Annotated in this window: 19 protein-coding genes and 1 tRNA gene; 7 read left to right on the top strand and 13 right to left on the bottom strand. The window is 61.7% G+C overall.

Annotated features, from left to right (window positions below):
- Nucleotides 1-34: 34 nt before the first annotated feature.
- On the bottom strand, nt 35-802 hold the full coding sequence (locus tag HHL21_RS04170; RefSeq protein WP_169464013.1) for a GIN domain-containing protein: 768 nt from the start codon (nt 800-802) through the stop codon (nt 35-37).
- Nucleotides 803-835: 33 nt separating this feature from the next.
- A complete protein-coding gene (locus HHL21_RS04165; RefSeq protein ID WP_169464012.1) occupies nt 836-1,039 on the bottom strand; it encodes a hypothetical protein in 204 nt (67 codons plus the stop codon).
- A gap of 232 nt (nt 1,040-1,271) precedes the next feature.
- On the opposite strand from HHL21_RS04165, the gene HHL21_RS04160 reads away from it, so the two are divergent.
- A complete protein-coding gene (locus HHL21_RS04160; RefSeq protein ID WP_169464011.1) occupies nt 1,272-1,595 on the top strand; it encodes a hypothetical protein in 324 nt (107 codons plus the stop codon).
- Nucleotides 1,596-1,672: 77 nt separating this feature from the next.
- Here HHL21_RS04160 and HHL21_RS04155 read toward each other — a convergent pair.
- From HHL21_RS04155 to petA, 6 genes are all read right to left on the bottom strand, one after another.
- Nucleotides 1,673-1,748, bottom strand: a tRNA-Thr gene (locus HHL21_RS04155).
- A 28-nt stretch (nt 1,749-1,776) separates the two neighbouring features.
- Nucleotides 1,777-2,289: a ClpXP protease specificity-enhancing factor gene (locus HHL21_RS04150; protein WP_169464010.1), complete on the bottom strand. Its 513-nt coding sequence runs from the start codon at nt 2,287-2,289 to the stop codon at nt 1,777-1,779.
- 91 nt (nt 2,290-2,380) lie between these two features.
- Nucleotides 2,381-2,992, bottom strand: coding sequence for a glutathione S-transferase N-terminal domain-containing protein (locus HHL21_RS04145; protein WP_131424820.1), 612 nt, complete (start codon nt 2,990-2,992; stop codon nt 2,381-2,383).
- Between the two features lie 89 nt (nt 2,993-3,081).
- Nucleotides 3,082-3,843, bottom strand: a complete 762-nt coding sequence (locus tag HHL21_RS04140) for a cytochrome c1 (RefSeq protein WP_169464009.1) — start codon at nt 3,841-3,843, stop codon at nt 3,082-3,084.
- A 34-nt stretch (nt 3,844-3,877) separates the two neighbouring features.
- A complete protein-coding gene (locus tag HHL21_RS04135) occupies nt 3,878-5,290 on the bottom strand; it encodes a cytochrome b (protein ID WP_169464384.1) in 1,413 nt (470 codons plus the stop codon).
- Entirely contained in the window at nt 5,290-5,895 is a 606-nt protein-coding gene (petA, locus tag HHL21_RS04130; RefSeq protein WP_169464008.1) for a ubiquinol-cytochrome c reductase iron-sulfur subunit, read from the bottom strand. The genes HHL21_RS04135 and petA overlap by 1 nt, the downstream gene beginning before the upstream one ends.
- A 269-nt stretch (nt 5,896-6,164) precedes the next feature.
- Between petA and mscL the strand changes: the two genes are divergently transcribed.
- Genes mscL through HHL21_RS04110 form a run of 4 tightly spaced genes read left to right on the top strand, consistent with a single transcriptional unit; the run spans nt 6,165 to nt 8,850 of the window.
- Nucleotides 6,165-6,593: a large conductance mechanosensitive channel protein MscL gene (gene mscL, locus HHL21_RS04125; protein ID WP_169464007.1), complete on the top strand. Its 429-nt coding sequence runs from the start codon at nt 6,165-6,167 to the stop codon at nt 6,591-6,593.
- 21 nt (nt 6,594-6,614) lie between these two features.
- On the top strand, nt 6,615-7,760 hold the full coding sequence (locus tag HHL21_RS04120; RefSeq protein ID WP_169464006.1) for a Do family serine endopeptidase: 1,146 nt from the start codon (nt 6,615-6,617) through the stop codon (nt 7,758-7,760).
- A gap of 29 nt (nt 7,761-7,789) precedes the next feature.
- Nucleotides 7,790-8,479 (top strand): DUF2461 domain-containing protein, encoded by a 690-nt coding sequence (locus tag HHL21_RS04115; RefSeq protein WP_169464005.1) that lies wholly within the window; start codon nt 7,790-7,792, stop codon nt 8,477-8,479.
- A gap of 11 nt (nt 8,480-8,490) precedes the next feature.
- Nucleotides 8,491-8,850 carry a cupin domain-containing protein gene (locus HHL21_RS04110; RefSeq protein ID WP_169464004.1) on the top strand — a complete coding sequence of 120 codons (360 nt, stop codon included), beginning with the start codon at nt 8,491-8,493 and terminating at the stop codon, nt 8,848-8,850.
- Nucleotides 8,851-8,866: 16 nt separating this feature from the next.
- On the opposite strand, the gene HHL21_RS04105 is transcribed toward HHL21_RS04110, so the two are convergent.
- The 5 genes from HHL21_RS04105 to HHL21_RS04085 all read right to left on the bottom strand — a co-directional run bounded on the left by HHL21_RS04105 (nt 8,867) and on the right by HHL21_RS04085 (nt 11,777).
- Nucleotides 8,867-9,901 carry an NAD(P)H-dependent glycerol-3-phosphate dehydrogenase gene (locus HHL21_RS04105; protein ID WP_169464003.1) on the bottom strand — a complete coding sequence of 345 codons (1,035 nt, stop codon included), beginning with the start codon at nt 9,899-9,901 and terminating at the stop codon, nt 8,867-8,869.
- A gap of 23 nt (nt 9,902-9,924) precedes the next feature.
- The gene (locus HHL21_RS04100; RefSeq protein ID WP_169464002.1) at nt 9,925-10,368 is read right to left on the bottom strand and encodes an SH3 domain-containing protein; all 444 of its coding nucleotides are present in this window, start codon (nt 10,366-10,368) and stop codon (nt 9,925-9,927) included.
- A 94-nt stretch (nt 10,369-10,462) separates the two neighbouring features.
- On the bottom strand, nt 10,463-10,936 hold the full coding sequence (gene secB, locus HHL21_RS04095; RefSeq protein WP_169464001.1) for a protein-export chaperone SecB: 474 nt from the start codon (nt 10,934-10,936) through the stop codon (nt 10,463-10,465).
- Nucleotides 10,937-11,080: 144 nt separating this feature from the next.
- On the bottom strand, nt 11,081-11,344 hold the full coding sequence (gene grxC / locus HHL21_RS04090) for a glutaredoxin 3 (protein ID WP_169464000.1): 264 nt from the start codon (nt 11,342-11,344) through the stop codon (nt 11,081-11,083).
- Between the two features lie 31 nt (nt 11,345-11,375).
- A complete protein-coding gene (locus HHL21_RS04085; RefSeq protein WP_169463999.1) occupies nt 11,376-11,777 on the bottom strand; it encodes a rhodanese-like domain-containing protein in 402 nt (133 codons plus the stop codon).
- 96 nt (nt 11,778-11,873) lie between these two features.
- On the opposite strand from HHL21_RS04085, the gene gpmA reads away from it, so the two are divergent.
- Complete coding sequence (gpmA, locus tag HHL21_RS04080) at nt 11,874-12,620, top strand: 2,3-diphosphoglycerate-dependent phosphoglycerate mutase (protein ID WP_169463998.1); 747 nt, start codon at nt 11,874-11,876, stop codon at nt 12,618-12,620.
- Nucleotides 12,621-12,638: 18 nt separating this feature from the next.
- The gene (locus HHL21_RS04075; protein ID WP_169464383.1) at nt 12,639-14,054 is read left to right on the top strand and encodes a murein hydrolase activator EnvC family protein; all 1,416 of its coding nucleotides are present in this window, start codon (nt 12,639-12,641) and stop codon (nt 14,052-14,054) included.
- Nucleotides 14,055-14,075: the final 21 nt, after the last annotated feature.

Raw genomic sequence — 14,075 nt, 5'->3', positions numbered from 1 at the left:
ATTGAAGGCGGCTTTTGCGCTTGGGCCTACTGGTTTATTTCCAGGACACATTCCCCAGTCCGCGTGCGGTGGCGTTGCGGCTCGCCGGGTTGCCGTACACGGTCGCCGAGCCCAGTCCGCTCAGGCGCAGGCTTGCCGCGTTCCTGGCGTAGACCGTCGCGCCGCCGAGGCCGGTCATGTCGAGGTCGACGGTGTCCGACTGCAAGCCCTTCGCGTCCAGGCTGCCTACGCCGCCCAGCTTCGCACGCAGCATGCGGCTATTGCCGTTGATGGTGATACTGCCGGCGCCGCGCATGTTCAGGTCGACCAAGTCGCTTGATCCAGCGTTCAGGGTCATGCTGCCAACGCCGCCCAGGCGCGAGCTGATGTTCTTGTAGTTGCTGTTGACTTTGACCGAGCCGGCACCGTCGAGTGCGAGGGAAATCTTCTCGCCGGTAAATCCGGTGACTTCTGTCGTGCCGACACCTTCCGACGTGAATTCGTTCAGGTTCGGCAAGGTTAGTTCGACGCGCACTTCGTGCTTCTCGTTGGTGAATTTCCACCCACCTTCATCGCTGTCGATGCGCAGGGTGTCGCCACTCAAATCGGTTTTCACTTTCGCCAGGTGGCGCTTCTCGCCGTACAAGGTCAGCGATGGCGTGGCGCCTTGCTTCACACGCAGGTTGATAACGCCATCCAGCTTGACCTTCACGATGCGTGCATCGATCGCGCGCGTCTCGCTGACCAGTTCGTCGGCAACAGCAGAGGCGGCTGGAAGGGAAAGGGCTGCAGCGGTGAGCGCCATGCCGAGGAATTTGTTCATATTCGTTATCTCCTTGCGAGTGGTGGTGCTGGCTTAGCCGGCCAGTGCTGCTTTTTCGGCCGCGGTCAGGCGCTTGCCGGTGATGGTGACGACGGTCATGCTGGCGTCGGCAGCAGCCTGGGTCAAGGCTGGCGGATCGATGCGCTGCACCGGCGTCGAAGCCGTTGCGAACGAGGTGGCCGATGCGAGGGCGACTGCGGCGAGGAAGATGGCTTCCATGTTTTTTGCGATGTTCATTTGAGGCTCCTGTGTGTTTAGTTCGTTGCGTTGAGTGAACTATAGACAGGGGGCCTTCCGTCAACCACCGGATTGCGATGAACTGCATTTTTGACGGAATGAAGTGCGCAATTGGGCGCTTTTAGCGGTGGACTCTGCCGCGCATTGTTCACGCGATGAGATCGAATCCATCCCTCGTGTTCCCGCTAACGTTAAGATGCTGGACACTCAGCCAAACGCGCAAAGTCCACCGATGCCAAATATCCCGAAGTACCCGAAAGGCCCCACCAGTATCCGTGCCCACGTTCTCGCGGTGCTGCTTTCATCGGAGGACATGACCGGCTTCGAAAGCATCTTCGCTTATCGCAAGGCGTCCCTGGCCACAGTCATCAGGGCGCTGATAAGAAAATACAACTGGCCGATCGAACGCGAGGATTTCCCGACCAACACAGCAGACGGCCGTGCGGCGTGGGCGACCGTCTACTCGCTACCGCAAGACGACATCGACGCGGCTTTCAGGCGAGGGGCGCAGGACTGGCTCGATGGCGTCAAGGCAGCCCGCAAGGCGAGGAAGTAGTTGTGGAGCAAGTCATTACTTAGGACTAAAAACAAAAAGCCCAGCCGGTGAGGGCTGGGCTAAGTGCTTGATTATACTGGTGCCGACTGCCGGTTTCGAACTGGCCACCTGATGATTACAAATCAACTGCTCTACCAAATGAGCTAAGCCGGCGAAACTTTTACTCGGCGCAGATTATAGCTTATTTGATCCGCGTGAGGGTCGGGCGGCCGCCTTTTTTGGGTGGCTCGTTGTTGTCGTCGGGATTTTGCGACAGCGCGGCGGCCGCAATTTCCGGCACCGCACTCGGCACCGCAGACAATCCCGGACTTGCCTGCGCCGACGATGGCACTGGTCCGGCATCCGGCGCACTGGCGGCTGGCGAATGCGTTTCAGCGCCCGCCGCGGCGACTTCAAACGCCATGCCCTGGCCATTTTCATTGGCGTAAATGGCCAGCACGTTGTGCACAGGCACGTAGATCTCGCGTGACACGCCGCCGAAACGCGCGCGGAACTGGATCGCCTCGTTGTCCATCTTCAGGCTGGAGGTCGCGCCGTAGCTGATGTTGAGGACGATTTCGCCCTTCTTGACGTATTCCATCGGTACCGTGGTGGCCGCGTCGACCTTGACCGCGAGGTAGGGCGTGAAGCCGCTATCGGTGCACCACTCGTAGATGGCGCGCAGCATGTAGGGCTTGGTTGAGATTTCAGGCATGTGATGTGGGAAAGGATACTGGAAGCTACACGCCAGTGTACTGCGATTCGCGGCGAGACGTCGCGAGCTGGCGCGTAGCGGGGTGCTGCAATTAACGGCGCATGACCTTTTCGGACGGCGTCAGCGCTTCAATGTACGCAGGACGCGAGAAGATGCGCTCGGCATATTTCATCAGCGGCGCTGCGGTCTTCGACAGTTCGATGCCGTAGTGATCCAGGCGCCACAGCAGCGGCGCGATCGCCACGTCGAGCATCGAGAACTCGTCGCCCAGCATGTACTTGTTCTTCAGGAACAGCGGCGCGAGCGTGGTCAAGCGGTCGCGGATTTCCGCGCGTGCCTTGTCGTGGCTCTTGTCGTTGGCCTTGGCGCGTTCGCTTTCCAGCACGTGCACGTGGACGAACAGCTCTTTCTCGAAGTTGAACAGCATCAGGCGCGCGCGTGCGCGCATCAGCGGGTCAGCCGGCATCAGCTGCGGATGCGGGAAGCGCTCGTCGATGTATTCGTTGATGATGTTCGATTCGTACAGGATCAGTTCACGTTCGACCAGGATCGGCACCTGGCCGTACGGGTTCATCGTCGAAATATCTTCCGGCTTGTTGAACAGGTCGACATCGCGCACTTCAAAGTCCATGCCTTTTTCGAACAGGACCAGGCGGCAGCGTTGCGAGAATGGGCAGGTAGTGCCCGAGTAGAGAACCATCATGTTTATAGTTCCTTAGAAACAAAGGGGTGAAACGACAAGCGGATCACCCCGGAAAATGATTGCCCGCAAAACTGCGGGCAATGAACGACTTACTTAACTTCTTTCCAGTACGACTTGGACAGCAGCCATGCCAGCAGGGCGAAGGTCGACATGAACAGCAGCACCCAGACGCCGAGGCGCTTGCGGGTGTTCTGTGCAGGTTCGGCCATCCAGCCCAGGTAAGCCACCAGGTCGGCGGTCGCGGTGTCGAACTCGGTCGCGCTCATCGAACCAGGGGTGACCTGCTCAAAACCGGCAAACTTGTGCACAGTCTTGCTTGGATCATGCGGATCTTTCTCATCAACCATCTTGACCGTACGCACGCCTTGCATCTGCCACATTACGTGCGGCATCGCGACGTTCGGCACCACCATGTTATTCCAGCCGGTCGGACGGGTGTCATCCTTGTAGAAGGTGCGCAGGTAAGTGTACAGGTAGTCGCTGCCGGTGCCGGCTGGCGACGCTTTTGCACGGGCGATCACCGACAGGTCAGGCGGTACCACGCCGAACCATGCTTTCGCATCTTCCGGACGCAGCGCCGTCGTCATCAGGGCGCCGACCTTGTCCTGCGAAAACAGCAGGTTGGCCTTGATCTGCTCTTCCGACAGGCCGAGGTCGCGCAGGCGGTTGTAGCGCATCGACGATGCCGAGTGACAGTTCAGGCAGTAGTTGACGAACAGCTTGGCGCCATTCTGCAGCGACGTCAGGCTGGCGCGTTCCGGCGCCTTGTCGAGCGGGTGGCCGCCCGAGGCTGCCAGTGCCAGGCCCGGCAGCAATGCCAGGATAGCGATCAGTTTCTTAGAAAAAATCATGTAATGTCCTTTGCGCTTTCTGTGATGTCGTCAATTAATGCGGATGGAACGTCACACGATTTGGCACGGTCTTGAACGTGCCCATCGAGCTCCACCATGGCATCAGCAGGAAGAAGCTGAAGTACAGTAGCGTGCACACTTGCGAGATCAAGGTGAAGATGTCGGTCGGCAGCTGGGTGCCGAGGTAGCCCAGGGTGACGAACGAGATACCGAACACGATGTACACATACTTGTGCCAGTCAGGACGATAGCGGATCGACTTGACCGGGGAATGATCCAGCCAAGGCAGCGCCGCGATAATCATCACGGACGAACCGAACAGGACAACGCCCCAGAACTTCGCATCCAGCACCGCTGGCAGCATGCCGATGATCGCGACCAGGGCGACCACGGCGATGATGGCCTTGGTCTTGAACGACAGGCGCGATTTCAGCCAGATGAACACGACGTAGGCGGCGACCGCAGCCATCAGCACGTACATGAAGTCGGCGGTGGTGGCGCGCAGTACCGAATAGAACGGCGTGAAGTACCAGGTCGGGGCGATGTGCGCCGGGGTCTTCAGCGAGTCGGCCGGGATGAAGTTGTTGTACTCGAGGAAGTAGCCGCCCATCTCGGGCGCGAAGAACACCACCGCGCTGAAGATCGTCAGGAACACCGATACGCCGAACAGGTCGTGCACCGTGTAGTACGGGTGCGACGGGATGCCGTCGACCGGATGGCCGTCCGGGCCCAGGTTTTCCTTGATTTCGATGCCGTCAGGATTGTTCGAGCCGACTTCGTGCAGCGCGATCAGGTGGGCGGCAACCAGGCCCAGCAGGACCAGCGGGATCGCGATCACGTGGAAGGCGAAGAAGCGGTTCAGGGTAGCGTCGCCGACAACGTAGTCGCCGCGGATCCACAGCGACAGGTCAGGGCCGATCAGCGGAATCGCGCCGAACAGGTTGACGATCACTTGTGCGCCCCAGTACGACATCTGGCCCCATGGCAGCAGGTAGCCGAAGAACGCTTCCGCCATCAGCATCAGGAAGATCGCGAAGCCGAACAGCCAGACCAGCTCGCGTGGCTTGCGGTACGAGCCGTACAGCAGGCCGCGGGTCATGTGCAGGTAGACGATGATGAAGAACGCCGACGCGCCGGTCGAGTGCATGTAGCGCACCAGCCAGCCCCACGGCACTTCGCGCATGATGTACTCGACCGAGCCGAACGCCAGGTTGGCGTCAGGCTTGTAGTGCATGGTCAGGAAGATGCCGGTGACGATCTGCAGCACCAGCACCAGCATCGCCAGCGAGCCGAAGATGTACCAGAAGTTGAAGTTTTTCGGAGCGTAGTACTTGCCCCACTGGTCGTTCCACAGCTTGGTCAGCGGGAAGCGGTCGTCCACCCAGCCCAGCGCTTTTTCAGCGGCCGGTGCGTCGGCAGGGAATTTCGTTTCTTTAAAAGCCATGATTATGCGTCGCCTTTCGCGTCTTTACCGATGATCAGCTTGTCGCCGACAAACATGTGACGTGGCACTTCGAGGTTGTCCGGTGCAGGCTTGTTCTTGAAGACACGGCCGGCCAGGTCGAAGGTCGAACCGTGGCATGGGCACAGGAAACCGCCCGCCCAGTTGTCCGGCAGGTTAGGCTGTGCGCCTTCCGCGAACTTCGAGGTTGGCGAGCAGCCCAGATGCGAGCAGATGCCGACAGCAACCAGGAATTCAGGCTCGATCGAGCGGTGCGGGTTACGTGCATATTCAGGGGTCAGGGCGTCCGGGGTGCGTTCCGAGTTCGGGTCCGCCAGCTCGCCTTCGGTCTTCTTCAGCGATTCCACCATTTCTGGCGAACGCTTCAGGATCCAGACCGGCTTGCCGCGCCATTCCACGGTTTGCATCTGGCCAGGCTGCATGCCGGCCACGTCTACCTCTACCGGCGCGCCGGCGGCTTTCGCACGCTCCGACGGCTGGAATGTGCTTACCAAGGCTCCCGCCGTGGCTAAACCGACAACACCGCCCGCCGCGCACGTAGCGACGAGCACGCCGCGTCGGCCCGGATCGACCTGCTTTTCGTTACTCATACCAACCCCAATCAGTCAAAATTCGAATCTTATAAAAAGCTATTTGGAACTTCTAGCAACCTTAAATTATAAGGGAAGCGGCAAGCGAATTGAAGAAAAAAGCGCGCTGGGCCGGCATAGCGGCCCGTTTAGCGTCGTTTTGGCGGCAAATATGGATAGAAATCCCGTATTTTCGCGTACGCCTGTTGGCCTCGCTGACGGCCGTATCCCTGCTCAGGCATGAGATGTATTATTGATATGTGGATTGCCACGCTAACCAGGGAGCTGAAATGTCGATGATGAGCGAGTTCAAGCTGTTCGCGATGAAGGGCAACGTGGTCGACCTGGCGGTCGGCGTGATTATTGGCGCCGCGTTTGCCAAGATCGTCGATTCGCTGGTGCAGGACATCATCATGCCGCCGATCGGGCGCCTGTTCGGCGGTCTCGACTTCGCCAATTACTATTTGCCGCTGAACAGCCAGAGCATGGACCTGACCCTGGTCGAAGCCAAGAAACTCGGCGCCGTCATCGCCTACGGCAATTTCCTGACCGTGCTGCTGAACTTTGTCATCCTGGCGTTCATCATCTTCCAGATGATCCGCATGATGAACCGCCTGCGCGCGCCGGAACTGGTGGCTGCCGCTGTTGACGTCGAAGAAGTGCTGCTGCTGCGCGAGATTCGCGATTCCTTGAAACCATCGGGCCGCACCATTATCTAAGCGGCAAAGAGGCGGTATCTGATGCGTCGATTCTGGTTGTTGTTTGCGCAGGCTGTCACGATAGCGCTCGCCGTCTATTTCGTGGTGGTCACCATGCGGCCGGGCTGGCTTGGCCGCAGCGGAATCGGCACGCGCGTGCAAACGGTCGCCGATACCGCCTCGGTGCTGCAGGCGCCGGCGCTGCCGGCCTCAGGCAGTTACCGCAGGGCCGCCGAGCGCGCGATGCCGGCGGTGGTCAACATCCTCACCACCAAGGCCCTGCGCCAGAACCATCCGCTGATGCGCGACCCGTTCTTCCGGCGCTTCTTCGGCGACCGCCTGCCGGAGGACGAGCCCCTGAGCAGCCTCGGCTCTGGCGTCATCGTCAGTCCTGACGGCTACATCCTTACCAACAACCACGTCATCGAGGCGGCCGACGAAATCCAGGTGGTGCTGGCGGACGGCCGCAAGGCTGCCGCGCGGGTCATCGGCACCGATCCGGAAACCGACCTGGCCGTCATCCGCATCGAAGCGGAAGACCTGCCGGTGATGGTGCTCGGGCACGCGGAACAGGCCAAGGTTGGCGACGTGGTATTGGCGATCGGCAATCCGTTCGGAGTAGGACAGACCGTCACCATGGGTATCGTTTCGGCGCTCGGCCGCAACAACCTGAACATCAACCAGTTCGAGAATTTCATCCAGACCGACGCCGCCATCAACTTCGGCAACTCGGGCGGCGCGCTGGTCGACACCAACGGCAACCTGCTCGGCATCAACACGGCGATCTACTCGCAGACCGGCGGCTCGGTCGGCATCGGCTTCGCCATTCCGGTCACCACCGCCAAGGACGTGATGGAGTCGATCATCAAGACCGGCCAGGTGGTGCGCGGCTGGATCGGCATCGAATCGCAGGACATCACGCCCGAACTGGCCGCCAGCTTCGGCCTGGCGCGCGACAGCGGCGCCATCATCGCTGGTGTCGTGCGCGGCGGGCCGGCCGACCAGGCTGGCATCAAGCCGGGCGACATCCTGCTGGTGGTCGAAGGACAGAAGGTGGCCACCACCGCCGACATGCTGAACATGATTGCCCGGCTCGCCCCGGGACAGAAGGCTAAAATGACGGTGATGCGCAAGGACCGCGAAGCGACGGTGAACGTAACCGTCGGCAAGCGTCCGCGTGCGCAATAATCCCATTTCACCTTCTACCGGACTGACCGATGCACCTGCGCGACCTGACGCAATTCCTTACCGAACTGAGCGAAAACAACAACCGACCCTGGTTCATCATGAACAAGCCGCGCTACGACATCCTGCGCGCGGAATTCCTCGACGTCGTCACCGAACTGATTCGCGAGCTGGCCAGGTTCGACCCGCTGGTCGCCGACTGCAACCCGAAAAAAGCGATGTTCCGGATCAACCGCGACATCCGCTTCTCGAACGACCGGAGCCCGTACAAGACGCGCTTCTCGGCCGGCATCACGCCCAACGACAAGCGCCGGCCCAGCGCCGGCGGCGGGTCGACCTACTATTTCCACATTGAAGGCGACGGCACCCTGGGGATTGGCGCGGGCGAATACCTGCCCCCGGCCGACCGGCTGCGCGCGATCCGCGAAAACGTGGTCAACGATGCGACAGGTTTTGCCAAATTGCTGAAGAATAAACAACTGCGCGCCACTTACGGCGACCTGCCGGATGAAGACAAGCTGAAACGGCCGCCGAAAGGCTTTGACCCCGGGCACCCGCACATCGAATACCTGAAGCTGAAGAGCTTCTTCGTGTGGACCGAGGTCAAGCTGGAGCTGAATGCACCCGACAAACTGGTGCCCCAGCTGGCGCGCGCATTCAAGGATGCCTCGGCGCTCGTCAACTGGCTGCGCAGCGTGGAGGTCGCGACGGCAACGGACTGACAGGAGCAGACATGGCTTTACAACACGCAGCCTCGGGCGAGTGCATTCCACTGCAGCGGGGCGATGACGATATCGCCCACTTCACCTCGGTGGCGCTGGCCAAGACCGACAACATGGAATTGATCAGGCTGGTGCTGCCGAAAGAGCGAGCGATGCCTGAGCACATGGTCGAGGGTGAAATGACGCTGCAATGCCTGGAAGGCGAGATCGTCTGCAATGCTCACGGAGGCAGTACCGTGCTCCTGCCGGGTGAGATGCTGTTCCTGCTGGGTGGCGTGCCGCACTCGGTGCAGGCGAAAGTGGATTCGGTGGCGTTGCTGACGATTTTGCTGAAGAACGGTTCGACCGAGTCGAAGGTGATCAAACAGTAGCCGACTTTGGGCTGCGCTACGCTACCTCGCCGCGCGGATCGCGCGCCAGCAATTGCGCCAGCGTATCGAGCGGCGTATCGCCATCAAACAGCACGCCCGCCACCGCATTGGTGATCGGCATATCCACGCCCAGCTTGCTCGCCAGTTCGCGCACTGCCTTGGCGCACGGCACGCCTTCCGCCACATGGCCCAGCTCCGCCACGATGGTATCGAGCGCCTTGCCCTGCGCCAGCGCCAGGCCGACCCGACGGTTGCGCGACAGGTCGCCGGTACAGGTGAGGATCAGGTCGCCCATCCCCGTCAGCCCCATGAAGGTCGACGCGTGTCCACCCAAGGCGACGCCAAGACGGGTAATCTCCGCCAGTCCGCGCGTAATCAATGCCGCGCGGGCATTCAGGCCGAGCCCCAGCCCGTCCGCAACGCCAGTAGCAATCGCCAGCACATTCTTGACCGCACCGCCGACTTCCACGCCGACCAGGTCGTCGCAGGAATACACGCGGATACTGCCGCCGTGAACGATCGACACCACGCGCTCGCGCAACTCGCGCGATTCGGACGCCACGGTCAGCGCGCACGGCAAACCGCGCGCCACTTCCTGGGCAAACGATGGGCCCGATAATGCAGCGCCCGCAACACGGTCGCCCAGCACTTCCTGCATCACCTGGTGCGGCAGCAAGCCGGTGCCGCCTTCAAAGCCCTTGCACAGCCAGACGATATTTGGAATCGGATACGGCTTGAGCTGCTCCAGCAGCGGACGCAGGCCCGCCACCGGGCAGGCCGCGATCAGCAGCGGCGCTTCGCCGGCGTCCGGCCCGCCGACGTGGGCCAGCGCGGCATTCAGGTCGGAACTGACATTCAAGCCCGCAGGCAGCGGAAAGCCGGGCAGGTATTCGGTATTTTCACCCGCGGCGCGGGTCGCTTCGGCCATCGCGGGATTGCGCGCCCACAGCAGCACGTCGTGGCGCGCGGCGAGCGCGATGGCAACGGCGGTTCCCCAGGCGCCGGCGCCAAGGATGGTGATTCTGCGGGCAGGTGGAGTTGGATTTTGCATGAGGCCGATTCGGTAGGCGGGGCTCAGATGCCCCAGGCGTCGACCATTTTGATGTAGCCGGTAATGCCGTCGCGGTGACGCACGCGGATCCAGCTTGCGGGCTGCGGGTCGAGCAGTTCGAGGACGACGCCCTTGTCGGCGGTCATCAGGAGGGGCGCGGCGTCATCGGCCGCGGCACGTACTTTGGCGTTCGGGGTGCGGACCACCACGTTGCGCCTGGCGCTGAGCGAACGCTGCTCCAGCCATGCCAAGTCGCCGGTGGCGTCGCGCACCTTGACCCAGTCGCCATAGGTAAGGACAACCTGGACCGGCATGCCGCGCGGCGCCACGAACAGCTTGCCGCCCTTGGTGGAGGGCGCGTCGTACAGGATGGCCACATTCGGGGCAACCGTTTTGAACTCGAACGCGTGCAGCTGTGCCGATGACAGCAACAGCACTGCGCTTGCGATGAAACGGGAGATCGTCATGCTGGCCTTCGCCGGAGGTTGGGAGAGGGCGGCAGCCTGCGCCTTGCCGCGCATCGCGCGGGCACAGGCCGCCTTTCCCGGACTTGCTTGTTGCTTAGTTAGCTGCGCTGGCCGCTGGTGCGGCAGCTGCTGCTTCAGCCAGTGCCTGGCGGCGCTGCTGGTAGAACACTTCGAAGTTGATTTCCGCGAGGTGTACTGGTGGGAAGCCGGCACGGGTGATGATGTCGGCGATGTTGCCACGCAGGTAAGGGTAGACGATGTTCGGGCAACCGATTCCCAGCAGTGGATCCATCTGGTCTTCTGGAATGTTACGCGCTTCGAAGATACCGGCTTGCTTGCCTTCAACCAGGAAAGCGACCTTGTCCTTGACCTTGGCGGTCACGGTGATGGTCACGGTCGATTCGTAGATGCCGTCGGCGATGGCTTCAGCGCCCACGTCCAGCGACACTTCGATCGATGGCGCTTCCTGTTCGAGGAAGATGGCTGGGGAATTCGGCTGTTCCAGCGACATGTCTTTCAGGTAGACGCGTTGGATTTGGAATACAGGTTGCAGGTTTTCGTCAGACATGGAACGCTTTCGTGAGATGAAAAAAGAACGGCAAGCGCCGTTCCGGTTGTGCTGATAGTAAACGCGACGGCAATTGTATCAAAACCGATTAGGTTGTAATAGTTTTACCGCCGCGCGTTTGACGCAGGACTGCGAATGGACGAATCAGGCGCCGGCGAGCAGCGGATCGAGGCGTCCAGCCTGGTCAAGCGCGTACAGGTCGTCGAAGCCGCCGACGTGGGTGTCGCCCACATAGATTTGCGGCACCGAACGGCGGCCGGTTTTTTCCATCATGATGGTGCGCTGGTCCGGGTCGAGGTCGACGCGGATCTTTTCGATGTTGGTCACGCCTTTGGATTCGAGCAGGCGCTCGGCGCGCACGCAGTACGGGCACATTGCGGTATGGTAGAGCACGACACGGGCTGTCATAGGGTTTCCCTCCTTGTTCAGAGATGGCTGTTTATTTGACGGTCGGCAGGCCGGCTGCCGTCCATGCGGTGAGGCCGCCATCGAGGCTGACCACGTCGTCGAATCCGGCTTTCTGCAGCATCTTGACCGCCTTGTCGGCGCGCGCGCCTTGCTGGCACACAACAACGACGGCTTTGGTCTTCTGCTTGTCCAGTTCGCCGATTCGGGATCCCAAGTCTGCCAGCGGGATGTTTTTCGCGTCGCGCAAATGACCGGCGGCGAACTCGTCGGCCGAACGCACGTCCAGGATCGTGGTCTTGGCGCGGTTGATCATCTGGGTCGCCTCGAGGATCGAGGCACGCTTGCCGCGCGGCTGCAGGGCTGGCAACAGCAGTGCGAGGCCCGATGCGGCGGCGATGGAAACGAGAAAAATATGGTCAAGAATGAATTTCACAGGTGTTCCAATGGTTTAAGTCAATCCGAGCATTATAAAATAGAAGCTGGAACTGATTGAATATGCGCCCCATTTCTCACTCTTTAAAGAATCTCTATGTATAAAATCGTCTTCATGCGCCATGGCGAGTCCACCTGGAACCTCGATAACCGTTTCACCGGCTGGACCGACGTCGACCTGACCGAGAAGGGCATGCGCGAAGCGCGCAGCGCCGGCACCGTGCTGAAGGAAGCAGGCTTCACCTTCGACCTCGCCTACACCTCGGTGCTCAAGCGCGCGATCCGCACGCTGTGGCTGACGCTCGACGAAATGGACATGATGTGGCTGCCGGTGAAGAACGACTGGCGCCTGAACGAACGCCACTACGGCGCACTGCAGGGCCTCGACAAGGCCGAGACCGCCGCCAAGTACGGCGACGCCCAGGTGCTGGTATGGCGCCGCAGCTACGACACGCCGCCGCCGCCGCTGGAAGCGAATGACCCGCGCAATTCCTTCGACGATCCGCGCTACGCCGACGTCGCCAGGGAAAGCATTCCGCTGACCGAATGCCTGAAGGACACTGTTGCCCGCGTGATGCCGGCCTGGGATGAAGAAATTGCCCCAGCCATCCGCGCCGGCAAGAAGATCCTGATCTCGGCGCACGGCAACAGCCTGCGCGCGCTGATCAAGATGCTCGACGGTATCAGCGACGAAGCCATCGTCGGCCTCAATATTCCTAACGGCCAGCCGCTGGTGTACGAACTGGACGCCGACCTGAAGCCGATCCGCCACTACTACCTGGGTGACCAGGAGGCGATCGCCGCCGCCGTGGCCGCCGTGGCCAATCAAGGGAAGGCCAGGTAAGTCTTGTTATTTGCTCAGATGTTTTACCGCAGGGCGGTCGCCACGGCCGCCCTGCTGGCCGTGGCCGCAAGCCTGCACGCGGCGCCCAAGCAGCCCACCAACCGCAGCAAGCAAAAGGCTGCGGCGGAGGCGACCCGCGCCGGCATCCAGAAGAAACTGGCCACGCTCAAGCGCGACGTCGTGCGCACCGAGAGCGAGCGCGAGCACGCTGCCGACGAACTGGCGGAGTCCGAGGAAGCCATTTCCGACGCCAACCGCTCGTTGCGCGAACTGGGCGAGGAACAGCAACAGACCAACCAAAAGCTGCAAGAACTCGACGGCAAGCAGGAACGCCTGGCGGCCACCATCGCCAAGCAGAAAACCCAGCTGTCCCGGCTGCTGCGCGAACAGTACGTGGCCGGCAATGAAGACCGGACCAAGCTGCTGCTGTCCGGCGACAACCCGAACCGCATCAGCCGCGACCTGCAACTGATGGCCTACGTGTCGCAGTCGCAAGCGCGCCTGCTCGCCGCGCTGCGCAGCAACCTCGCGACGGTCGAACAGAACCAGCTCGAAGTGCAGAACGCCAAGGATGAACTGGAAGAAATCGCGGACGAAGAAAACCAGCAGAAATCAAAGCTGGAAAAGGAAAAATTGCACCGCAAGGCGCTGCTCGGCAACCTGTCGACGCGGCTGGCCGACCAGCGCAAGCAGATCGGCAACCTGGAACGCGACGAGCAGCGCATGAGCGGGCTGGTCGACCGCCTGTCGGCGCTGATCCAGCAGCAGGCGGAAGCGGCCGCCGCCGAAAAGCGCCGCCGCGAAGCGCTCGCTGCCGCACGGGCGAAAGCCAAGGCCGAGGCCCGCACCGCCGCGCTGGCCAAGGCGCAGGCAGAACGCGAACGGCTGGCGCGCGAAGCGGCCAGGCCGGGCGTCAAGCCCGTCCCGGTCAAGCCGGAACCCGACGAACCCAAGGTCGCCCAGGCGCCGGTCGAGGACAAGCCTGACCCGGACGAAGAAAAGCCCGAGAACATCGCACTGGCCCCGGCCGCGCCGGAAGGCGCATTCGCCAGCATGAAGGGCAAGCTGCGCACGCCAGTCAGCGGTGAACTCACCGCCAGCTTCGGCGCCAAGCGCGGCAGCGGACCGAGCTGGAAGGGCGTGTTCATCAAGGCGCCGGAAGGCAGCGACGTGCGCGCCGTGGCCGCTGGCCGGGTGGTGTTCGCCAGCTGGCTGCGCGGCTTCGGCAACCTGATCATCGTCGACCACGGCAGCCAGTACCTGTCGATCTACGGCAATAACCAGTCGCTGCTCAAACGGGTCGGCGACGCCGTGCGCGGGGGCGACCAGATCGCCGCTGCGGGCAACACCGGTGGCATCGAGGAATCGGGGCTATACTTTGAACTCCGGCACCGGGGCAAGGCATTCAACCCTGCGGGCTGGGTCAATTTCTAGCGGCCACAAGCCGCGCAGGCG

It is taken from the genome of Massilia polaris (assembly GCF_012927275.1).
Lineage (GTDB): Bacteria > Pseudomonadota > Gammaproteobacteria > Burkholderiales > Burkholderiaceae_D > Telluria_A > Telluria_A polaris.
This window is presented reverse-complemented; position numbering and strand designations above follow the sequence as displayed.